Here is a 19,153-nt window from a genome sequence, read left to right as displayed (position 1 = left end):
GCAAGCAAGAGGCCAAATCCGAAATGTCCTACATCGTCCGTTTCTTCACGTGGTGGAACAAAGCGACCCTCTCCACGGGCCTGTGGACGCTGCTCTATGGCGAGAAGGTCGGAACGGACGAGTTCGGCAATGTCTATTACCGCCGGCGCGGCGGCAAGAAGGACAAGGCGCTGGGGATCGAGCGCCGCTGGGTGATCTTCAACGGCTATTGTGAAGGCTCAGCCATTCCGCAGGGCTGGTACGGCTGGCTGCATCACACGGTCGATACGCCGCCCACGCAGGAAAACTATGCGCGCAAGGAGTGGGAGCTGCCGCATCAGCCCAATCTGACCGGCACGCCCTTGGCCTATCGCCCGCCGGGATCGCAGCTCTCGACCGGCGAGCGCACCCCCACGGGCGGCGATTACGTCGCCTGGAAGCCGGAGGGCTGAAAAGAGGCCTTTTGAGCTCCTTGGAAAGGCCTTTCTTCCCTGATTTACATGCGCCAGCCTTTTCCTTTGGCCGCAAAGCGCGGCGCGGTGATCTGATGGTCTCATCCTTGCGTAACGGCCTGGCGCTCGGCGCCTTCGCGGCAGCGATGCTCGGCGTCGCCCAGGCCGATCCGATTCGTCATCCGACGGCGGTATTCGCCGGTCTCGACAAGACGACGGGCCGCATCATCAATTTCGACGTGGCGATCGACGAGACCGTGCAGTTCGGCTCGCTGAATGTGACGCCGCGCGTCTGCAACACCCGCCCGCAGACCGAAGCGCCGCAGACGACGAGCTTCGTCGAGGTGGACGAGCTTGTTGTGAAACAGGAGCGTCAGGCCAGGGCCGAGCTCAGGGAACAGGGCAAATCCGACGCCAAGCCGCCGGAAACCAAGCAGGAAGCCAAGCGCATTTTCTCCGGCTGGATGTTCGCATCCAGCCCTGGCCTGCACGGCGTCGAGCATCCGGTCTATGACGTGTGGCTGCTGGACTGCAAGGGCGGCAAGGAAATTGTCCCGCAGCCGGCCACGGCCGGCGCCGAGACTCCCGCACAGCCGGGGGCGGACGCCGCCGCGGCTGCGCAGCCCGACGCAGGGGCGCCGCCGCCGGAAGCAGGCAAGAAGAGGAAATCCCGCAAGGTCGAACCAAAGGCGCCGACCCCGGTTGAGAACACCCCGATCGGCCCGGCCGATTCGGCGCCGCCGCAACCCGCCGTCGACGCCCAGCCGGCCCCTGACGCAGGGGCGGCCGACGCGCCCGCCCAGCCCGGGTCGCGGAAGAAAAAGCGCAAGCCCGCGGCCGCTCCGGCCGCACAGCCGGCCGCGCCGCAGGGCGGGGGCGGGTTTTTCCCGTTCTGACCGACGGTCCTAAAATCGGGATGAGAGGCTAATCCTCGAGCGCCGCCAGCGCCTGACGTCCGCTGACAGGGGCGTCCCGCCCCCATACGTCGTAATTCGCGTGCACGACGAGCGCTTCTTCGAGCGCGCGGTGGTAGGCGTCGCGCGAAATCTCGATCGCGCCGAGCGACGCCAGATGGCTGGTGATGAATTGGGTGTCGAGCAGCTGAAAGCCGCCCGCGCGCAGACGCGCGACCAGATGGGTCAGCGCGACCTTGGACGCGTCGCGCTCGCGGTGGAACATGCTCTCGCCAAAAAAGGCGCCGCGTAGCGCGACGCCGTAAAGCCCGCCAACGAGCTTCCCCTCCCGCCGGCATTCAACCGTATGGGCGAAGCCCATGTCGAACAATTCGCGATACAGGCGACGGATTTCGCCGTTGATCCAGGTCTTTTCGCGGTCGGGCGCCGGGGCGGCGCAAGCGTCGATAACAGCATCGAAATCGCGGTCGACCGTCACCTCGAATTTGTCGGAGCGAACCGTCTTGGCCAGAGAATGAGAGACGATAAAGGTATCGAGCGGAAAGATCGCGCGCTTTTCCGGATCGACCCAGAACAGTTGATCGTCCTCGGCGCTCTCCGCCATGGGGAAGAGGCCGATCGAATAGGCCCGCAGCAAAAGCTGCGGCGTGATGGCGAAAGGCGCGCCGGGTCGTGACATGAGGTCAAGTGTAGCGGCGATTGTGGCAGGCGCCACCCCCCTTTGGCGCAGAGCGCCGTCGCGACCTATTTATCGAGCGCGCATTTCGCCTTTTCGCCGCGCCATTCCAGAACGCCGTCGTCGCCCTTGTTCCAGAACTCGACGCGCTTCGCCGTATAGAGCGCGCCATCGGCTGAAAGGGCGTGTCTCGCGACGACCGTCTCGCCTTTGTAGGTCAGGCGCGCGCGGTCGGCCTGCGCGCCGAGGAAGACGACCGTCAGCTCTGCCGGCTCCTCCGAGACGCAGTCGAAGACAAAGGGGCCGCGAATGGCGCCTTTCGCCGCCGCGGGGCAGGCGGCGCCTGCGACGAGCGTTCCGATAAGCAGAGCAAGGATCGTGCGGCTTTCCACCTGTTCGATCTCCGTAGTCTTCAGCGGCGTCAGAATCCCGGCTCGATTCCGCCCGTCGCCAGGAAGTGCTCCAGCCAATGGATGTCATAAACGCCGTTTTGCACATCGGAGTTGCGCACGAGCGTGCGGAACAACGGCAGAGTCGTATCGATGCCGTCCACAATGAATTCGTCGAGCGTGCGGCGCAGGCGCATCAGCGCCTCGGTGCGGTTGCGGCCGTGCACGATCAGCTTGCCGATCAGCGAATCGTAATTCGGCGGGATCGAATAGCCCTGGTAGACCGCTGAATCGACCCGCACCCCGACGCCGCCCGGCGGATGGTAATAGGCTATGCGGCCGGGCGAGGGGCGGAAGGTCGTGGGATGCTCGGCGTTCACCCGGCATTCGATCGCGTGGCCGTAGAAGACGACGTCTTCCTGCTTCATCGACAGCGGCGAGCCGGCCGCAACTCTGATCTGCTCGCAGACGAGGTCGACGCCGGTGATCGATTCCGTCACCGGATGCTCGACCTGAATGCGCGTGTTCATCTCGATGAAGTAGAACTCGCCGTTCTCGTAAAGGAACTCGATCGTGCCGGCGCCGGCGTATTGCAGCTCGCGCATGGCCTTGGCGCAGACCTCGCCGATCTGGCGGCGCTGCGTATCGTTGAGCGCGGGGGAGGGGCTTTCCTCGAACACTTTCTGGTGGCGACGCTGCAAGGAGCAGTCGCGCTCGCCGAGATGGATCGCCTCGCCCCTGCCGTCGCCGAAAACTTGAATTTCGATATGCCGCGGCTTCTCGAGATATTTCTCGATATAGACCGTGTCGTCGCCGAAGGCGGCCTTCGCCTCGGTGCGCGCAGTGGCCATGGCGACGCCGAGATCATGCGCGTCGCGTGCGACTTTCATGCCGCGCCCGCCGCCGCCAGAGGCGGCCTTCACCAGAACCGGGAACCCAATTTTCTGCCCAACTTTCAGCGCCTCCTTCTCGCCGAGCACCGGCCCGTCGGAGCCCGGCACGCAGGGAATGCCGAGGCGCCTGGCGGTGGCCTTGGCCTCGATCTTGTCGCCCATCAGCCGAATATGCTCCGACTTGGGGCCGATGAAAGTAATGTTGTGCTCTTCGAGAATCTCCGCGAAGCGCGCGTTCTCCGAAAGGAACCCATAGCCCGGATGCACGGCGTCCGCGCCCGTGATCTCACAGGCCGAGAGCAGGGCGGGGATGTTGAGATAAGACTCGCGCGCCGCCGGCGGTCCGATGCAGACGGACTCGTCGGCGAGCTTCACATGCATCGCGTCGGAGTCCGCAGTGGAATGGACGGCGACGGTCGAAATGCCGAGCTCTTTCGCGGCGCGCAGAATGCGGAGCGCGATTTCGCCGCGGTTGGCGATGAGAATTTTGTCGAACATTCCGACCCTTATTCGATCACGAGGAGCGGTTCGCCATATTCGACCGGCTGTCCGTCCTCGACCATGATGGCGGTCACGACGCCCGCTTTCGGCGCGACGATGTCGTTGAAGGTCTTCATCGCCTCGATCAGCAGCAGCTTGTCGCCAGCCGACACGCGCGCGCCGATCTCGACGAAGGGCTTGGCGTCCGGATTGGGCCGCAGATAGGCGGTGCCGACCATCGGCGACTTCACGGTCCCCGGATGATCGGCGAGCGACTCTTCCGCGGCCGGCGCGGGTGCAGAGGGCTTTGACGCCGGGGCGGGCGCAGGCCCCGGGGCGGCGAGAGGCGCTGGCGCATAGGCCTGGGCGACGGGAGGCGCGGCGATGGTGACGGTCGCGGGAATCGGCGGGGCTGGCGTGCGCGCGGCGCGGATGCGCAGATCGCCCTTTTCCACCTCGAATTCGGTCAAATCGCTCGACGCCACCAGCTCGGCGATGGTTTGCAGCAGGGCCGGGTCGATCAGCGGCGCGGCGGCGGGGGCCGGACGGTCGGCGGAGCGGGGGGCCGGGGTGCGGCCGCGCGTGGCTTTGGAAGGCGTTTGTGCTTTGCGCGCCATGGGGGTCTCAGGTCTTTCTCAGATGCTTTCGAGAATGGCCTCGAGGGCCAGATCATAAGAGAGCGGGCCGAAGCCCGCGATGACTCCCCGCGCCGCCGGGGAAATGTAGGAATGATGTCGGAAGCTCTCCCGCGCGTGGACGTTGGAGAGATGCACCTCGATCACCGACGCCTGTGCGCCTTTGATCGCGTCATAAAGCGCAATGGACGTATGCGTCAGCGCCCCGGCGTTGAGGATGACGGGCGCGCCCGCCGCGCCCGCCTCCTGGATCCAGGTGACGAGGTCGCCTTCGCTGTTCGACTGTTTGAAGACGAGCGTCACGCCGCGCGCTTTGCAGCGCGCGTCGAGTCTCTCGCGAATATCGTCGAGGGTCGCCGTGCCATAGATGCCGGGTTCGCGCTTGCCGAGGAGGTTGAGATTCGGACCGTTGAGGACGTGTACGGCTGACATTTCGTTCCTGAAACGATCGACAAAAGCTCGAAAGCGCGGGGCGCTGTCTCTCTTAGCCTCATTATTGGCGCAAAGGAAGCCCGCCGCGTGCGGCGCAGCGGGTTCAGCACGAGGTCGAAATTCAGGCGCGCCCGCTCAGCAGGCCGTCTTGCCGCATCTGCGAATATTGTCGACCTTGACCTTGAGCTGCGCATAAGGAACGCCGCCGACGAAGGCCTCGTTGCCAATCACCCAGGAAGGCGTGCCGTCGAATTTGAGCTGTTCTGCGAGCGTCGCCACTTCCTTGAGCGCCGCCTGCGTCTCGGGGCTGTTGGCGTCCTTTTCGAGACGATCCATGTCGGCGCCGACTTCCTTCGCGGCGGCGAGCGCCTGCGCCTTGCCGATATGGCCGCGCGTCGCCAGCAGCTTCTTGTGAAACTCCCAGAACTTGTCGCTCGGGAGCTGCATGCGCGCGGCGGTCGCCACATGCGCGGCCTCGACCGAGTCGGGGCCGAGAATGGCGAAATCCTTGAGGACGACGCGCAGCTTGGGATCGCCCTCGATCAGCTTGGCGACCGACGCCAAGGCCTGTTTGCAGTATCCGCAGTTGTAGTCGAAGAATTCGACGAGCGTGACGTCGCCGCTGGGATTCCCGACGACCGCCTGGTTCGCGGAGCGGGTGATCTTATCGCTCTGCTCGCCGATGACTTTCTCGCGCATGGCGACTTCCGCCGCGTCCTCTTTCTTCTTCAGCGCGTCGATCGCTTCGCGGATCACCTCTGGATTGGAGATGAGATAGTCATGAATGATCTTCTCGATTCCGGCCTTTTGCGACACCGTGAAAGCGTCGGCGGCGCGCGACGTCGCGACGCCGGCCAGAGTGACGCCCGCAATGGCGGCGAGCGCAAGAGCGCGCCGGGCTGAAGCTAGGGAGAGGGGAAGGCGCATCTCTTTCTCCTTCGTGCGCAAAACGATTGTCCGGCGCTTCTATCAGACGCCCCCGCGCCTGTCATGGAGGGACGCGCGGCGGGCTCGCTTTGCGATCAGGGCAGGCCGGCGGGGGTCGGGTTGCGGACGCCGTCATTCACGAGCACGGAGCCGAGGCCGTAGTTGAAGCGCGCCTCGCCGAGCGTGCGGAATTGCAGAGACACCATCACCGACTGATTGCGCGCGGGCAGGCCCGTATAGGCCTGCGGCTGATAGATCTGCGAATAATTGACCATCAGCGTCGCGCATTCGTCGTGATAGCCGACGCCCGCGCCGAGAGCGGCGACCGAGAAGACCGGCGCCGCGCCGATGAGATTGGTGCCGGTGTAGGTCGTAAAGACCGACGGGAGCGCGGTCAGCCCGTTGTAGAGATAACGGCTCATGTCGAAGGTGACGGTGCCGTTCAGAAAATAGTTCTTGGTCAGGTCATAGCGGCCGGTCGCCGACATGCCCTGGCGCCGCACGTCGAAACCGATCGCCGGCTGCGACGCGTAATTGGCGTATTGGAGCTGGAAAGTAATCGGATCGAAATTGATCGTCGAGAAGAGGTCGATGCGTTTGGCGACGAGGTTGTCCTTGTCGAAGCGCCCTTTGGCGATAAAGGTGACGAAGGAGGCCGGCGCGAAGGCGAACCGTCCGACGATGTCGGAAACGCGCGAGTTGAGCCCCGAGTCCAGGCCGACATTGGCGGCGTCCGCGGTGGCGTAGGAATTGGCCCCGGCGATCTGGCTCGACTGGCCGACCATGGCGTTGACGAAGCCGCCGTTGGCCAGCGACATCGTCGCCTGTCCGCCGTAATTCAGGCGCACGCCGGTCTCGAAGCGGTCGTAGCCGGAGAATTTGCTCCATTCGAACAGGGTCGAGTCGTCGAAGACGAGGCTCTGCGCGTCCATGTTGACGAGCGAGGGGATGGACGTCTGGTTCGGACGCGCCACGAGCTGAACGATCGGCTCGACGACGACGCCGCCGAGCGGGCTGCGCGCGAGCAACGGGTAGCGCCACTCGGCGCCCACGCCCGGCAGGGCCTGGCCACGGAAACGCTGGTCCTGGCCGTCGAAGAAGAAGCCCTGCGCATAATTCGGGATCGGCTGCCAGGAGTTGTTGTAGATCGGGAACAGGCCCTGGCGGTCGTAATCCAGATAGCTGCCGACGAAACGCGCGAAGGCGAAGCTCGTCCAGACGCCGCCGACAGGATCGATGACCTTCCGCTTCCAGGCGCCGCTCAGAGTCGCATGCTCATAATTGCCGCCGACGCCGCGCAGCAGGCACTGGCTGTTCGCGGGGATCGTGCTGCGCTGATAGAGCTGGCAGACGTTGTAGAGGCCGTAGACGGAGTCCAGCGTGCGCGGATTGATCGATTCGTAATTGGCGACATTGGCCGACGTGCTGGTCACATTGGCGTCGATCTCGACCTGACCGCCAATGCCGGCGGTGCGGGCGGGGTCGATGTCGAAGACGCGATTGTAATCGGTGACCGGATGGACCACCGGCTGCTGGGCCTGCACGTCGTTGGGCGACAGCACCTGGAAGTAATAGCCGCGCATGTCGAAGAAGCTGCGCGGCCCCTGGCCGGTCAGGAAGATCGTCGACGAGGCTTCGCGGAAGAAATAGTTCTGCAGCAGATAATTGTACTGCTTGTAGTCCTGCAGGAAAAAGCGGTCCGACAGGGCGGTGATGTCCCAGCCGGCGCGCCAGCGGTCGTTGGGGGCGAATTCGCCCCTCGTCTGCAGCGCGCCGCGCCACTGGCGGTCGCCGGCGCCGTAGGGGGCGATGGCGAAGGCGCTCTGGTCGCCGACATGCGTGCCTTCGGCGCGGAAGGTGAAGGCGCCGTTCTCGAACCGCTTGCGGAACTCTCCCGTGAGGAACGGCCCCTGCCGCGAGAAAACGGTCGGCGTGATGGTCAGATCGGCGTCCGGCGAAATCGCCCAGAAATAGGGCACCCCGAATCCGGCGCCGAGCTGGGAGCGGTAAGTGATAACCGGCGTGAGGAAGCCCGATTTGCGCTTCACCGTCGGATCGGCGGAGGACCAGAACGGGACATAGGCGACCGGCACGCCGAAGAGCTCGAAGGAGGCGTCCTCGTAATAGATCGTCTTTTCCGCGTTGTCGTGGATGATCCGCTTCGCCTTGAGCTGCCAGGTGCGCGGCTTCGAGGGGTCGTCCTTACACGCCTCGCAGGCCGTGTAAGCTCCCATCTCGAAGGTCGTGACGTCGTCGGCGCGCTCGGCGCGCGGCGAGCTGAAATGGGTGTTGTTGGCCGCGTCGACCTGCAGACTCTCGATGAAGCCGGTCTTGAAGTCGTCCGTCAGGTCGAATCGGTCGGCGCGCGCAATCGTGCCGTCCCGCTCCGTGAGCTGGGCGTGGCCTTCCGCATAGACGCGCGAGGTATTGCGGTCATAGACGACCCGGTCGGCCTCCAGCAGCCGTCCCTTATAAAGAATCTGGACCTTGCCCTCGGCGGTGACGATATTCCGTTTCTCGTCGTAGACCATCTCCTTGGCTTCGACGACCATGCGCGCGCCCGCGTCCTGCGGGGCGGCGGCCGCCGGCGTGGCAAGAACGCCCGCGCCCGTCGCGAGGGCGGCGGCGCTGGACATGAGAGCGGAGAGAGAGCGGAGGCGACGAGCGCGCATCAGCCGTCCTCCGAATAGAGTAAGGTAAGCGTGCCCAACATGCTCCCGACAAGCACCGGCGACCAGGCTGCCACGAGGGGACTGATCATTCCCGCGCCGCCGAGATCCGAAAGAACCTTCGTGACGATGTAGAGCACGAAGCCAGCGGCAACGCCACCGGAAAGGGTTTTTGCAACGCCGCCAAATCGAAAGAACCTTAACGAAAAGCTAGCCGAGACCAGGACCATGGCCACGAGCAGCAGAGGTCGCGCGAGAAGCGTCTGGAATTGCAGCCGGTAGCCGCTGGCGTCAAGCCCCGCTTCAGCCGTCCGGTCGGCGACGCCGGGCAGATCCCAGAACGGGGTGCCCTGTGGCGGCGTCGTGGCGGCGGCCGCCTGTTCGGGGGTGAGGTCGGTCGCGAGCAGATAGGAACCGGCGAAGCGTTCAGGCTCGCCCGGCGCGCTGACCCTCGCCGATTCGAGCACCCAGACGCCGGGCTCGAGATGTCCCTTCACCGCCTGCACCCGCTCCACGAAACCGCCCGTCGGCGAATAGATGTTGACGCTGACAGCCGTCAGCTCCCGGCCGCCATTCGCGGTCTCCTGGGCGTAAAGCACCGCCGTGCCGTCGACCCCGTGCTGGCGCAGCCAGAGGCCGTGGTCGACTCGCACGCTGCCGGGCCGGCCGAACAGCTCGAACTCCATCTGGTCGGAGTGCTGCTTCATAATGGCGGAGAGCGGGTTGTAGATCGTCACCGAGACGACGCCGATCGTGAGCGCCGTGAGCGCCGGCGGCGTGACGAACTGCCAGACGGACATGCCGGCGGCGCGCGCGACGATCAGTTCGAGCTTGCGGGTTAAGTCGACGAAGGTCGCCATGGAGCCGAACAGCACCGCGAAAGGAAGAATCATCTCCGCCGCGGCAGGGACCTTCATGGCTGTCATGAGCGCCACCGTGCCCGCCCCGGCGGCGGGATTGTCGCTCGCGCGCCGCAGCATCTCGACGAAGACCACGACGAAGGTCAGGCAAAAAATCGTGAAGAAGATAGCCAGAATCGTGCGCATAAAGCGCAGGGCGAAATAGCGCGTGATCGTCATGCCGATCATGGCCGCGTCCCCGCGACAGGGCCGGCCGGACCGAGCGGCGCGCAGCTTCGCGTCAACGTCCCCATCGGCCCTGGGCTACCCCTTTCCAAAAAAAGCACGGGCGCCGCCCGTTTAGAGATCGTTAAGAACTGGCTAGTCGTTTGCGCGGTCGCAGGCAAGCGCCGACGGCTCCCGGAGCGCGGCTCCAACACATTCATTTTCCAAGCGTTGCTTTTGGGCAACGGCGCATTTAGTCGTCGGATCGCGGCAATTTGGGGGCGCGAATTGACCCGCGCCCTTGGCCGCGATATTGCGCGCCCAATGTTCCTGTAGCGCGGCCACTCCCGACCGACCGCGTCCCCTGCGAGGCTGCTCATGTCGCTCAACGCCAAATTCGAGGTCCTCTCTTTCGACGACGCGGAAGCCGCGCTGCAGGCGCCGGAGGACGCCGGCCGGGCGCGCACCCTCGTCGTCTTCGTGGGAGCGGACCTCGCGCTCGGCGCCCGCGCCAAGGCGCTCGTCAAGGACGCCCAGGGCCAGATCGAGCGCGCCGCCGCCGCCGCCAAGTTCAAGGGCAAGGCTGGCTCCGCGCTGGAGATCTTTGCGCCTGTCGGCGTCTCGGCGAGCCGGCTGCTTTTATTGGGCGTCGGCCCCGGCAATTCCGACGAGTCCGACAAGCCGGCAAAGTTCGAGGATTTTCTGGCGCTTGGCGGCCAGACGGCGGCCAAGCTCGGGCAGGGGGCCGCGGCGATCGTCCTGCTCGATCTGCCGGAGGCGCCGGCGGAGCCGGCGGAGGCCGCATCGCAATTCGCGCTCGGCGGTTGGCTGCGCGCCTATAAGTTCGACCAGTACAAGACAAAGAAGAAGGACGAGGACAAGGACGGCCCCGTCGAGATCAAGCTCGCCGTCGCCGACGCCGACAGCGCCCGCACGCTCATCGCGGCAGCCGGCCAGGCCGCCGAGGCCGTGGTCCTGGCGCGCACGCTGGTCAACGAGCCAGCCAATGTGCTTTCGCCCGCTGAATTCGCCCGCCGCGCTTCTGAACTGATGAAGCTGGGCGTCGAGGTGGAGATCCTCGACGAAAAGGCCATGGCCGAGCTTGGCATGCGCGCGCTGCTCGGGGTCGGGCAGGGCTCGGAGAACGAGAGCCGGCTCGTCGTGCTGCGCTGGAACGGCGGCGCCGCCGACGCCGCCCCGGTCGCTTTCGTCGGCAAAGGCGTGGTCTTCGACACCGGCGGCATCTCCATCAAGCCGGCCGCCTCCATGGAGGATATGAAGGGCGACATGGCCGGGGCCGCCGCCGTCACGGGCGCGCTTTACGCCATCGCCGCGCGCAAGGCCAAGGCCAATGTCGTCGGCGTGCTCGGCCTCGTCGAGAACATGCCGGACGGCAAGGCCCAGCGTCCGGGCGACATCGTGAAGTCGATGTCCGGCCAGACGATCGAGGTCATCAACACGGACGCGGAAGGCCGTCTCGTGCTCGCCGACGCGCTCACCTATGTGATCGAGAAGCACAAGCCGGCGGCGATTGTCGATCTCGCCACGCTGACGGGGGCGATTCTCGTCGCGCTCGGGCAGGAATATGGCGGTCTTTTCTGCAACAACGACGAACTCGCCGAACGTCTGACCAAGGCCGGAACCGCGACCGGCGAAAAGCTCTGGCGCTTCCCGATGGGGCCGGCCTACGACAAGCTCATCGACTCGAAGTTCGCCGACATGAAGAACACCGGCGGGCGCCATGCGGGCTCGATCACCGCCGCGCAATTCCTTCAGCGCTTCGTCGGCAAGACGCCCTGGGCGCATCTCGACATCGCCGGCACGGGGATGGGCTCCCCCTCGAGCGACATCAACCAGAGCTGGGGCTCCGGCTGGGGCGTGCGTCTCCTCGACCGGCTCGTAAAGGATTATTACGAAGGCTGAGGGCGCCCGCGTAAGGCGCGACCCTGGCGACGGTGCGCATGCGGCTCTAGCGGGATGCTTTTCCGCTGGAGCGCGCGCCACCGATTTTTATTTGAAAACCCTTCGCTCCGTCCCACCTAGGCGTTGTGTGACGCATAGGGAATTCGCGCATTCCCAGGATCGACCCGTGAATCGGGTTCGTGCGAAAGAGCGAAAGGAAACTCCCATGGAACGCAGCTTTGCAGCAAGGAGCTGGACGGCCGACACGGTGGCGAAAACCCTCGGCGTGATCTTCATCATCGTCGGCATCCTGGGCTTCTTCCCCAACCCGCTCGTGTCTTATCGTGGCTTCTTCGAAGTCAACACCTTCCACAACATCGTGCACATTGTGTCGGGCGGCATTCTGCTCGCCAGCCCCTACTACAATATGCCGGTGATGACGCTCCGGGTCTTCGGCGTCATTTATGCGATCGTTACGTTCCTCGGCTTCATTTCGCTCGGCTCGCTCGAGGCGATGGGCATGGCGGCGAACCAGCCGGACAATTGGCTGCATCTCGTTATCGCCCTCGTGCTGCTTTGGGCAGGCTTCGCCATGACCGCCGAAGACACGGACCGCGTGACGACGGCGCATCTGTAGCGCGGGCGACAGCAAGCGCGCGCCGCAGTCTTTCGAGGCTGCGGCGCTTTCGTACCCGGGGAGGACGCCATGAGCGCGCTGCCGCGCGACGTCGAGACGGCGATTCAGGAATCCCTTCAGGAGAGCGGCGTCGGCCTGTCGCGGATCGTTATCGAGCTGCATGGCCAGGAAATCGCCGTCAAGGGCGCCGTCAATTCGGAGGAAGAGAAAGCGAAAGCCGAACAGGCGGTGGCGCGGCTCGCGCGTCGCGCTCAGATCCGCTGCGATCTCGAAGTCGCGCTGATCTACGAGGCGGAGGAGGATATCGTCTACGAGGCGGGCATTGAATCCTTCCCGGCGAGCGATCCGCCCAGCTGGGCGTCGGGCTTCGGCAAGGCATAGCGAGAGGGTCTTGCGCGCCGACGGGAGATTGGCCATCAAAGGTCTCGACGCCACCCCGGAGGGGCGCGACCATGGTCGAAATCTCTTTCTTCCATCTCAAGACCCGCCGCGTCGAAGACGCGCTGCCGACGCTACTCGAGCGCTCCCTGTCGCGCGGCTGGCGCGTCGCCGTGCAGGCCGCGAGCGAAGCGCGCATGCGCGCGCTCGACGACCATCTATGGGCTTATAGGCCAGAGAGCTTTCTGCCGCATGGGACGCGCGCCGACGCCTCTCCCGAAACCCAGCCTATTTATCTGACGACGACAGCCGAAAATCCCAACGCCGCCGACGTCCGGATCTTTCTCGAAGGCGTGCGAATCGCGCCCTGCCTGGAGAGCGCGGCGGCGCCTCGCCTGCGGGCGGTTCTGCTGTTCGACGGCGATGCGCCCGACGAATTGGAGAACGCCCGCGATCAGTGGCGCGAGCTGCGCGACGCCGGACAGACGCTCGTCTATCAGCAACAGGACGAGAGCGGCCGTTGGGTCGAGAAGGCGCGCGAACCGAAGGCCGCCTCATGAGCGGCGCCGATTTCGCCGACCGGCGCGCGAAAGCGCGCGCGCGTCTCGACGCCATCGATCCGCACAAGCGCGCCGGCGGCGCCGATGCTGATCCTTATCGACGCGAGTGGTTCGAGGCGGTTTATGAGCTTGCGGGCGATGATCCGGCCGGCGTGCCCTGGGCCGGGCTCGCGCCGCATCCCGCCCTGGCGCAGTGGCTGTCGGGGCGCACGCTTGCAGGTTTCCGCGCGCTCGATGTCGGCTGCGGGCTTGGCGACAACGCGGAAGCGCTCGCCGCAGCGGGGGCGCGGGTCACGGCGTTCGATCTCGCGCCGCGCGCCATCGACTGGGCGAAGCGGCGCTTTCCCGAGAGCAGCGTTGATTATTGCGTCGCCGATCTGTTCGACGCCCCGCCCGCCTGGCGCGGCGCCTTCGACCTCGTCCACGAGCTCTACACCTTGCAGGCCTTGCCCTCGGCGCTTCTGCCCGCGGCCGCGCGCGCGCTTGCTTCTTTCGTTGCGCCCGGCGGCGCGTTGCTGGTCATCTCGCGGGCGCGGGACGACGACCAGACGATCGACGGGCCGCCCTGGCCCCTGACCCGCGCCAATATCGAAGCGCTCGCTGTCGACGGCCTGCGGGTGGCGACGCTCGAAGACGTTCCGGCGAGCGAGACCAGCGTCCGCCACTGGCGCGCCTTGTTTCGCCGTGAGGGCGACGGGTGAGCGCCCCGCTTCTCTCTATTGTCGACGTGAAGAAGAACTACGGCGCCGTCGCCGCGCTCGACGGCGTGTCTCTCGACGTCGGCGCCGGCGAGTTTTTCGCGCTGCTGGGGCCGTCCGGATGCGGCAAGACCACGCTCATGCGCTGCATCGCCGGTTTCGAGACGCCCGACAGCGGGCGCCTGACGCTGAAAGGCGAAGATCTCTCCGGCGTGCCGCCCTATCGGCGGCCCGTGAATATGATGTTCCAATCCTATGCGCTCTTTCCGCATCTCGACGTCTTCGAGAACGTCGCCTTCGGCCTGCGTCGCAAGGGCGAGTCGAAAGACGTGATTCAGTCGCGCGTGAGCGAGCTTCTGGAAATGACGCAGCTCGCCTCTTTCGGCGCGCGGCGCATCAACGAGCTTTCGGGCGGCCAACGTCAGCGCGTTGCGCTGGCGCGGGCGCTCGCGCCGCGCCCGGCGCTGCTGCTGCTGGACGAGCCGCTCGGCGCGCTCGATCGCAAGCTCAGGGAAGAGACGCAATTCCAGCTCAAGGAAATCCAGCGCAAGACGCAAACGAGCTTTGTGATCGTCACCCACGATCAGGACGAGGCGCTCGCGCTCGCCGACCGCATCGCCGTGATGCGCGCCGGCAAAGTGGAGCAGATCGCCGCTCCGGAGGAGATTTACGAGAGACCCGCGACGCGTTTCGTCGCGGGCTTCGTCGGCGAGACCAATTTTATCGAGGGCGTAATTACGCGCGACGGCGCCGCCTTTTTCGAGACGGCGTTCGGCCGCCTCCCGCGCGAGGGATGCGCGTTGCCGGACGGCGCGCGCGCCACGCTGAGCGTGCGGCCCGAGCGCATCGGCGTCTCGCGCAATGGCGCGGGCGTCGCCGGCCGAGTCGAGGACTTCGTCTTTCGCGGCGAATATACGCTGTTGCGCGTGCGCGTCGCGCCGAATGTGGCGCTGCGCGTCGGCGCCTATGAGGGCCGCTTCGCCATCGGCGACGAGGTGACGCTCGCCATTGCGCCCGACGCCGGCGTGCTCTTCGCGGAGGCGCGCTGAGCATGTCGCGCGGCAAAACTCCCCTCATCCTGAGGAGGCTGCGCAGCAGCCGTCTCGGCCTCATCCTGAGGAGGCTGCGCAGCAGCCGTCTCGAAGGATCGCTTCGAGCCTCATCGCCGTCACTTGAGCGTGCGGCTGCGAGGCAGGTGTCATGAAACGCGGCCGCCTTTCGCTCTACCAGCGGCTGACGCTCGCGATCCCCTACCTCTGGATCGCCGCTTTCTTTCTCGCGCCGATGGCGCTCATCGCGAAAATTTCGCTGTCGCATTCGGCGCTGGCGCGACCGCCTTACGAACCGCGCTTCCATCTCTCCGATACGGCTGCCGAGTTCTGGGCCAAGGCGCAGACGCTGACGCTCGAAAATTATCGCGCGCTCGTCTCCGACAGCCTCTATTTCGACGCCTATGTAACGTCGCTCTGGATCGCCGCCGTCTCGACCTTTGCGACGCTCCTCGTCGCCTATCCTTTTGCGCTGGCCATGGCGCGCAGCCCGCGGGCGTGGCGGCCCTTTCTCATCGGCCTCGCGGCCGCGCCTTTCTGGACGAGCTTTCTCATCCGCGTCTACGCCTGGATCGCCTTGCTGAAGGACGAGGGGCTGATCAACACGGCGCTGATGGCGCTCGGCGTCATCGACGCGCCGCTCGTCATCTTCGCCACCAAAAGCGCCGTGATCATCGGTATTGTCTACTCTTATCTGCCTTTCATGCTGCTGCCGATCTACGCCGCGCTCGAGGGACAGGACCCGAGCCTGCGCGAAGCGGCGGCCGATCTCGGCGCCACGCCGGCGCAGGTCTTTCTGCGCGTGACGCTGCCGCTCTCGCGCGACGGCGTCATCGCCGGAGCGCTGCTCGTCTTCATCCCGGCGGTCGGCGAGTTCGTCATTCCCGATCTGCTCGGCGGCTCGGACACGCTGATGATCGGCCGCACACTGTGGAACGATTTCTTCGCCAATCATGATTGGCCGGCGGCGTCGGCGGCGGCCGTGGCGCTCGTCGCCATTCTGCTCGTTCCGCTTCTCTTGTGGGAGCGGGCGCGACTGTCGGAAGAGGAGGGGAGAAGGTGACCCGCTCCGCCAATGTCGCGCGCCTCGCGACGCTCGCCCTCGGCTTTGTGTTCCTTTACGCGCCGATCGTCATTCTGGCGGCCATGAGCTTCAACGCCTCGCGGCTCGTTTCGGTCTGGGGCGGCTTCTCGACCAAATGGTACGCGGCGCTTCTCGACAACGACCTGCTGATCGAATCGGCCAAGATCAGTTTCTCGGCGGCTCTCTTGTCGGGCGCGATCGCGACCTTCCTCGGCCTTCTGGCGGCGGTCGCGCTGGCGCGGTTTGGCGGCTTTCGCTCGCGCATGCTGTTTTTCGGGGCCGTGCACGCCCCGCTCGTGCTGCCCGAAGTGGTGCTGGGCCTCGCGCTGCTCTCCTGCTTCGTCGCGTTCGGCGTCGGACGCGGCTTCATGACGCTGGTCATCGGGCATGTGACGCTCACCATGTGCTTCACCACGGTGGCGCTGCTCGCGGCGTTGCGCGGCTGCGATCCGACGCTCGAAGAGGCGGCGATGGATCTCGGCGCCACGCCGGCGCAGGCCTTCGTTCTGGTTGCGCTGCCCCAGATCCTCCCGGCGCTGGCGAGCGCCTTTCTGCTGGCGTTTACTCTCTCGCTCGACGACCTCGTCATCGCGAGCTTCGCCACGGGACCCGGGGCGACCACCCTGCCGATGCGCATTTATTCGCAGGTCAGGCTCGGCGTTTCGCCGCAAATCAACGCCATTTCGACCCTGTTGCTCGGCGCCGTGGCGCTGGCGTTGGGCGTCTCGGCGCTTGTCATGCAGGCAGGCAGGCGCCGGGGATTGTGATTGGCGCACCGCGCGCCACATAGGGGGCATGGTTTCCCGCTGGTTCGCCTTTCTGCCGAATCTCATCACAATCGCGCGGCTGGTGCTGACCCCGGCGATCATCGCCATGATTACCGAGGCGCGCTGGCAGGCCGCCTTTCTGATTTTCCTCGTCGCCGGCGCGTCGGACGCGCTCGACGGCTGGCTCGCCAAGACCTTTAACCTTCAGTCTGAGCTCGGGGCGGTCCTCGATCCGCTCGCGGACAAGGCGCTGCTCATCTCGATGTACGTGACGCTGGCGATCATGGGCCAGGCGCCGGTCTGGCTCGCCATTCTCATCGTCTCGCGCGACGCGCTGATTGTCGGCGGCGTGAGCGTGTCCTGGTTCGTTTCCCGGCCGATCAGGGTGCGGCCGCATATCGCGTCGAAAATCACCACCGCCGTCCAGCTTCTGCTCGCCGCCCTCATCTTGGGCGGCGCGGCCTATGGCTTCCGGCTGGAAGCGTTGGAAACGCTCCTCATCGGCAGCGTCGCCGCATTGACGCTCGCTTCCGCGACCGTCTATCTGTGGGTCTGGGTCCAGCATATGAGGCCTTGAGCCATGGCGAAGCAGGAGCAGGGGGGCGCCGTCCGTCGCCGGGCGGCGCGCAAGCCCATGGATTTGTCGTCGGCGGCGGCGCCCGTTGCGGCGGCTCCAGAAGCCCGGGTCGTGACGGTCAAATGGGCGGGCCTGAGCCTGGAGCGTCAGTTGATGCTCTGGGGCGTGTCGCTCCTGATCCTCGCCGTCATCCTCTACCTGCTCAGCCCGGTCCTGGCGCCTTTCGTGGCCGGCACTGCGCTCGGCTATCTGCTCGATCCGGTCGCCGACAGGCTGCAACGCTGGGGCGCGTCCCGACTCGGCGCGGCGCTGCTGCTGCTCTCGGGTTTCGTCGCCTTCGTCGTCACGGCGGTCGTCGTTCTGCTGCCGATCCTCACCCATCAGCTCGCGGGCTTCCTCACCGCGCTGCCAGGCTATCTGCAGACGCTCCACGGGCTCGTCCTCGACTGGAGCACGCGCTTTTCCAGCCAGTATTTCAAGGACTTTCTCGAAAAATACGGCCTCGGCGGCGCCGGCGCCAATCTCGACGTCGAGAAATATTTCAACGATCTCGTCTCCCAGAGCGCGGTCCTCGTCGGGGATTTCGTCAAGTCGCTGCTTCTGCGCGGCTATGCGCTCATCAATGTGATCTCGCTCATCGTCATTACGCCGGTCGTGGCCTTTTACATGCTGCTCGACTGGGATCACATGGTTCACATCATCGACGATCTCGTGCCGCCCCGCCATCGCGCCGATGTGCGGATGCTGGCGCGCGACATCAACCGCGCGCTCGCCGGCTTCGTGCGCGGCCAGTCGCTGGTGTGCCTTTTTCTCGGCGTCTGGTACGCCGTCGGTCTTTCCGCCATCGGGCTGAACTTCGGCTTTCTCATCGGCGTGATCTCCGGCGTGCTGAGCTTCGTTCCCTATGTCGGCTCGCTCACGGCCTTCGTGCTGTCCATCATCATCGCCATCGTGCAGGCCTGGCCGCAAATCAATTTGCCGATCGAAGCGGTGGCGATCGTCACCACCGGCCTGATCATGGACGGCTATGTGCTCTCGCCGCGCCTCGTCGGGGCCTCGGTCGGCCTGCATCCTGTCTGGATCATGTTCGCTTTGCTCGCGTTCGGCGCGCTGTTCGGCTTCACCGGGCTGATCGTCGCCGTGCCGGCCGCCGCCGCGCTGGGCGCCGTCATGCGCTTCCTTGCCGGACGATATCGGGCGAGCGCACTCTATCGCGATCCGTCCTACGCCCGCGATCGGGCCTAAGTCATGGGCGAGGGCGGGCGCGGGCCCGCGCAGCTGCCGCTGGAGCTGCCGCTCGCCCCGCGCTTCGGACGATCCGATTTTCTCGCCGCGCCCTCGAATGCGGCGGCGCTCGCCATGGTCGAGCGCTGGCCGGACTGGCCCGATCGCATCTTGACGCTCATCGGGCCGCCAGGAAGCGGCAAGAGCCACCTGCTGGCGATCTTTGGCGACCGGGCGCAGGCGCTTGCGGCCGATCCCGCCAATCTGCCGTCCCTCGCGGCGCTTGCCGACGCCGCTCCCACGGCCATCGCCATCGACAGCCTCGAGAAGGTGCGCGAGGAGACGGCCTTGTTCCATCTGCTCAACTTCGCCGTCGAGCATCGCCTTTTCGTGCTGATGAGCGCGCGGCGGCCGCCGGCCGCAGCGGAGATTGGACTGCCGGACCTGCTGTCACGCCTGCGTCGCGCGCCTGTGGTGGAGATCGGCGCGCCGGACGACGACCTGATGCGCGCGGTGCTCGACAAGCTGTTTCGCGACCGCCAACTCATCGTAGAGGCGCCGGCGCTTGCTTATGCGGCGTTGCGTCTGGAGCGGTCCCTGGACGCTGCGCGCGCTTTTGTCGCGGCCCTGGACCGCGAGGCGCTCGCCCGGCGACGGCCGGTGACGCGGGCGTTGGCGGCTGAAGTCTTGGCGCGTTTCGCCGTTTCGGAGGGCGGGACCGAGGTTTGAACGAAGGCGCTTTTCCTCCTGCCGGCTTCGACGCCATT

Annotated in this window: 21 protein-coding genes; 13 read left to right on the top strand and 8 right to left on the bottom strand. The window is 65.9% G+C overall.

Going from position 1 to position 19,153, the window contains the following annotated elements:
• Positions 1-23: 23 nt before the first annotated feature.
• Together ACETII_RS20215 and ACETII_RS20210 are read left to right on the top strand one after the other, a co-directional pair.
• Positions 24-431 (top strand): NADH:ubiquinone oxidoreductase subunit NDUFA12, encoded by a 408-nt coding sequence (locus ACETII_RS20215; RefSeq protein ID WP_363349105.1) that lies wholly within the window; start codon positions 24-26, stop codon positions 429-431.
• A gap of 95 nt (positions 432-526) precedes the next feature.
• Positions 527-1,327 (top strand): DUF2155 domain-containing protein, encoded by an 801-nt coding sequence (locus ACETII_RS20210; RefSeq protein ID WP_472786728.1) that lies wholly within the window; start codon positions 527-529, stop codon positions 1,325-1,327.
• A gap of 28 nt (positions 1,328-1,355) precedes the next feature.
• Here the strand turns inward: ACETII_RS20210 and aat are convergent, their stop codons facing one another.
• The 8 genes from aat to lptG form a co-directional block, all read right to left on the bottom strand.
• Positions 1,356-2,024 (bottom strand): leucyl/phenylalanyl-tRNA--protein transferase, encoded by a 669-nt coding sequence (gene aat, locus ACETII_RS20205; RefSeq protein ID WP_363349104.1) that lies wholly within the window; start codon positions 2,022-2,024, stop codon positions 1,356-1,358.
• A gap of 65 nt (positions 2,025-2,089) precedes the next feature.
• The gene (locus ACETII_RS20200) at positions 2,090-2,413 is read right to left on the bottom strand and encodes an MliC family protein (protein ID WP_363349103.1); all 324 of its coding nucleotides are present in this window, start codon (positions 2,411-2,413) and stop codon (positions 2,090-2,092) included.
• A gap of 29 nt (positions 2,414-2,442) precedes the next feature.
• Positions 2,443-3,801, bottom strand: coding sequence for an acetyl-CoA carboxylase biotin carboxylase subunit (gene accC, locus ACETII_RS20195; protein ID WP_363349102.1), 1,359 nt, complete (start codon positions 3,799-3,801; stop codon positions 2,443-2,445).
• Positions 3,802-3,809: 8 nt separating this feature from the next.
• On the bottom strand, positions 3,810-4,400 hold the full coding sequence (accB, locus tag ACETII_RS20190) for an acetyl-CoA carboxylase biotin carboxyl carrier protein (RefSeq protein WP_363349101.1): 591 nt from the start codon (positions 4,398-4,400) through the stop codon (positions 3,810-3,812).
• A gap of 18 nt (positions 4,401-4,418) precedes the next feature.
• Positions 4,419-4,850, bottom strand: a complete 432-nt coding sequence (gene aroQ / locus ACETII_RS20185; protein ID WP_363349100.1) for a type II 3-dehydroquinate dehydratase — start codon at positions 4,848-4,850, stop codon at positions 4,419-4,421.
• Between the two features lie 135 nt (positions 4,851-4,985).
• Positions 4,986-5,777, bottom strand: a complete 792-nt coding sequence (locus tag ACETII_RS20180) for a DsbA family protein (RefSeq protein ID WP_472786727.1) — start codon at positions 5,775-5,777, stop codon at positions 4,986-4,988.
• 95 nt (positions 5,778-5,872) lie between these two features.
• On the bottom strand, positions 5,873-8,449 hold the full coding sequence (locus tag ACETII_RS20175) for an LPS-assembly protein LptD (protein WP_472786726.1): 2,577 nt from the start codon (positions 8,447-8,449) through the stop codon (positions 5,873-5,875).
• Complete coding sequence (gene lptG, locus ACETII_RS20170) at positions 8,449-9,534, bottom strand: LPS export ABC transporter permease LptG (RefSeq protein ID WP_363349097.1); 1,086 nt, start codon at positions 9,532-9,534, stop codon at positions 8,449-8,451. The genes ACETII_RS20175 and lptG overlap by 1 nt, the downstream gene beginning before the upstream one ends.
• Before the next feature lie 354 nt (positions 9,535-9,888).
• Between lptG and ACETII_RS20165 the strand changes: the two genes are divergently transcribed.
• The 11 genes from ACETII_RS20165 (at position 9,889) to ACETII_RS20115 (ending at position 19,115) form a co-directional block, all read left to right on the top strand.
• Positions 9,889-11,433, top strand: a complete 1,545-nt coding sequence (locus tag ACETII_RS20165; protein ID WP_472786725.1) for a leucyl aminopeptidase — start codon at positions 9,889-9,891, stop codon at positions 11,431-11,433.
• 205 nt (positions 11,434-11,638) lie between these two features.
• Positions 11,639-12,049, top strand: coding sequence for a DUF4383 domain-containing protein (locus ACETII_RS20160; protein ID WP_472786724.1), 411 nt, complete (start codon positions 11,639-11,641; stop codon positions 12,047-12,049).
• Between the two features lie 69 nt (positions 12,050-12,118).
• Positions 12,119-12,430, top strand: coding sequence for a BON domain-containing protein (locus ACETII_RS20155; protein WP_472786723.1), 312 nt, complete (start codon positions 12,119-12,121; stop codon positions 12,428-12,430).
• A 71-nt stretch (positions 12,431-12,501) separates the two neighbouring features.
• Positions 12,502-12,987, top strand: coding sequence for a DNA polymerase III subunit chi (locus ACETII_RS20150; protein WP_363349093.1), 486 nt, complete (start codon positions 12,502-12,504; stop codon positions 12,985-12,987).
• Positions 12,984-13,688 carry a class I SAM-dependent methyltransferase gene (locus ACETII_RS20145; RefSeq protein ID WP_472786722.1) on the top strand — a complete coding sequence of 235 codons (705 nt, stop codon included), beginning with the start codon at positions 12,984-12,986 and terminating at the stop codon, positions 13,686-13,688. Before ACETII_RS20150 ends, ACETII_RS20145 begins: the two co-directional genes overlap by 4 nt.
• Positions 13,685-14,734, top strand: a complete 1,050-nt coding sequence (locus ACETII_RS20140) for an ABC transporter ATP-binding protein (RefSeq protein ID WP_472786721.1) — start codon at positions 13,685-13,687, stop codon at positions 14,732-14,734. The genes ACETII_RS20145 and ACETII_RS20140 overlap by 4 nt, the downstream gene beginning before the upstream one ends.
• Positions 14,735-14,885: 151 nt before the next feature.
• A complete protein-coding gene (locus tag ACETII_RS20135; protein WP_472786720.1) occupies positions 14,886-15,797 on the top strand; it encodes an ABC transporter permease in 912 nt (303 codons plus the stop codon).
• Entirely contained in the window at positions 15,794-16,585 is a 792-nt protein-coding gene (locus ACETII_RS20130) for an ABC transporter permease (protein ID WP_472786719.1), read from the top strand. Before ACETII_RS20135 ends, ACETII_RS20130 begins: the two co-directional genes overlap by 4 nt.
• 28 nt (positions 16,586-16,613) lie before the next feature.
• Positions 16,614-17,162 carry a CDP-alcohol phosphatidyltransferase family protein gene (locus tag ACETII_RS20125; RefSeq protein ID WP_363349085.1) on the top strand — a complete coding sequence of 183 codons (549 nt, stop codon included), beginning with the start codon at positions 16,614-16,616 and terminating at the stop codon, positions 17,160-17,162.
• Between the two features lie 3 nt (positions 17,163-17,165).
• Complete coding sequence (locus tag ACETII_RS20120; protein ID WP_363349083.1) at positions 17,166-18,407, top strand: AI-2E family transporter; 1,242 nt, start codon at positions 17,166-17,168, stop codon at positions 18,405-18,407.
• Between the two features lie 3 nt (positions 18,408-18,410).
• Positions 18,411-19,115, top strand: a complete 705-nt coding sequence (locus ACETII_RS20115; RefSeq protein ID WP_472786718.1) for a P-loop NTPase family protein — start codon at positions 18,411-18,413, stop codon at positions 19,113-19,115.
• Positions 19,116-19,153 lie beyond the last annotated feature (38 nt).

The sequence above is a fragment of the Methylocystis sp. NC52PC genome (assembly GCF_055698645.1).
Note: the sequence above shows the minus strand (reverse complement) of the source record. Positions and strands in the feature narration are given on the sequence as shown.

Bases quoted from the DNA above. Each gene is read 5' to 3' on its own strand.
- ACETII_RS20120 (WP_363349083.1), top strand. From the start codon at position 17,166: ATGGCGAAGCAGGAGCAGGGGGGCGCCGTCCGTCGCCGGGCGGCGCGC.
- ACETII_RS20155 (WP_472786723.1), top strand. From the start codon at position 12,119: ATGAGCGCGCTGCCGCGCGACGTCGAGACGGCGATTCAGGAATCCCTT.
- ACETII_RS20180 (WP_472786727.1), bottom strand. From the start codon at position 5,777: ATGCGCCTTCCCCTCTCCCTAGCTTCAGCCCGGCGCGCTCTTGCGCTC.
- accB (WP_363349101.1), bottom strand. From the start codon at position 4,400: ATGGCGCGCAAAGCACAAACGCCTTCCAAAGCCACGCGCGGCCGCACC.
- aat (WP_363349104.1), bottom strand. From the start codon at position 2,024: ATGTCACGACCCGGCGCGCCTTTCGCCATCACGCCGCAGCTTTTGCTG.
- ACETII_RS20215 (WP_363349105.1), top strand. From the start codon at position 24: ATGTCCTACATCGTCCGTTTCTTCACGTGGTGGAACAAAGCGACCCTC.
- ACETII_RS20175 (WP_472786726.1), bottom strand. From the start codon at position 8,449: ATGCGCGCTCGTCGCCTCCGCTCTCTCTCCGCTCTCATGTCCAGCGCC.
- ACETII_RS20145 (WP_472786722.1), top strand. From the start codon at position 12,984: ATGAGCGGCGCCGATTTCGCCGACCGGCGCGCGAAAGCGCGCGCGCGT.
- ACETII_RS20135 (WP_472786720.1), top strand. From the start codon at position 14,886: ATGAAACGCGGCCGCCTTTCGCTCTACCAGCGGCTGACGCTCGCGATC.
- ACETII_RS20210 (WP_472786728.1), top strand. From the start codon at position 527: ATGGTCTCATCCTTGCGTAACGGCCTGGCGCTCGGCGCCTTCGCGGCA.
- aroQ (WP_363349100.1), bottom strand. From the start codon at position 4,850: ATGTCAGCCGTACACGTCCTCAACGGTCCGAATCTCAACCTCCTCGGC.
- lptG (WP_363349097.1), bottom strand. From the start codon at position 9,534: ATGATCGGCATGACGATCACGCGCTATTTCGCCCTGCGCTTTATGCGC.
- ACETII_RS20150 (WP_363349093.1), top strand. From the start codon at position 12,502: ATGGTCGAAATCTCTTTCTTCCATCTCAAGACCCGCCGCGTCGAAGAC.
- ACETII_RS20165 (WP_472786725.1), top strand. From the start codon at position 9,889: ATGTCGCTCAACGCCAAATTCGAGGTCCTCTCTTTCGACGACGCGGAA.
- accC (WP_363349102.1), bottom strand. From the start codon at position 3,801: ATGTTCGACAAAATTCTCATCGCCAACCGCGGCGAAATCGCGCTCCGC.
- ACETII_RS20125 (WP_363349085.1), top strand. From the start codon at position 16,614: ATGGTTTCCCGCTGGTTCGCCTTTCTGCCGAATCTCATCACAATCGCG.
- ACETII_RS20115 (WP_472786718.1), top strand. From the start codon at position 18,411: ATGGGCGAGGGCGGGCGCGGGCCCGCGCAGCTGCCGCTGGAGCTGCCG.
- ACETII_RS20160 (WP_472786724.1), top strand. From the start codon at position 11,639: ATGGAACGCAGCTTTGCAGCAAGGAGCTGGACGGCCGACACGGTGGCG.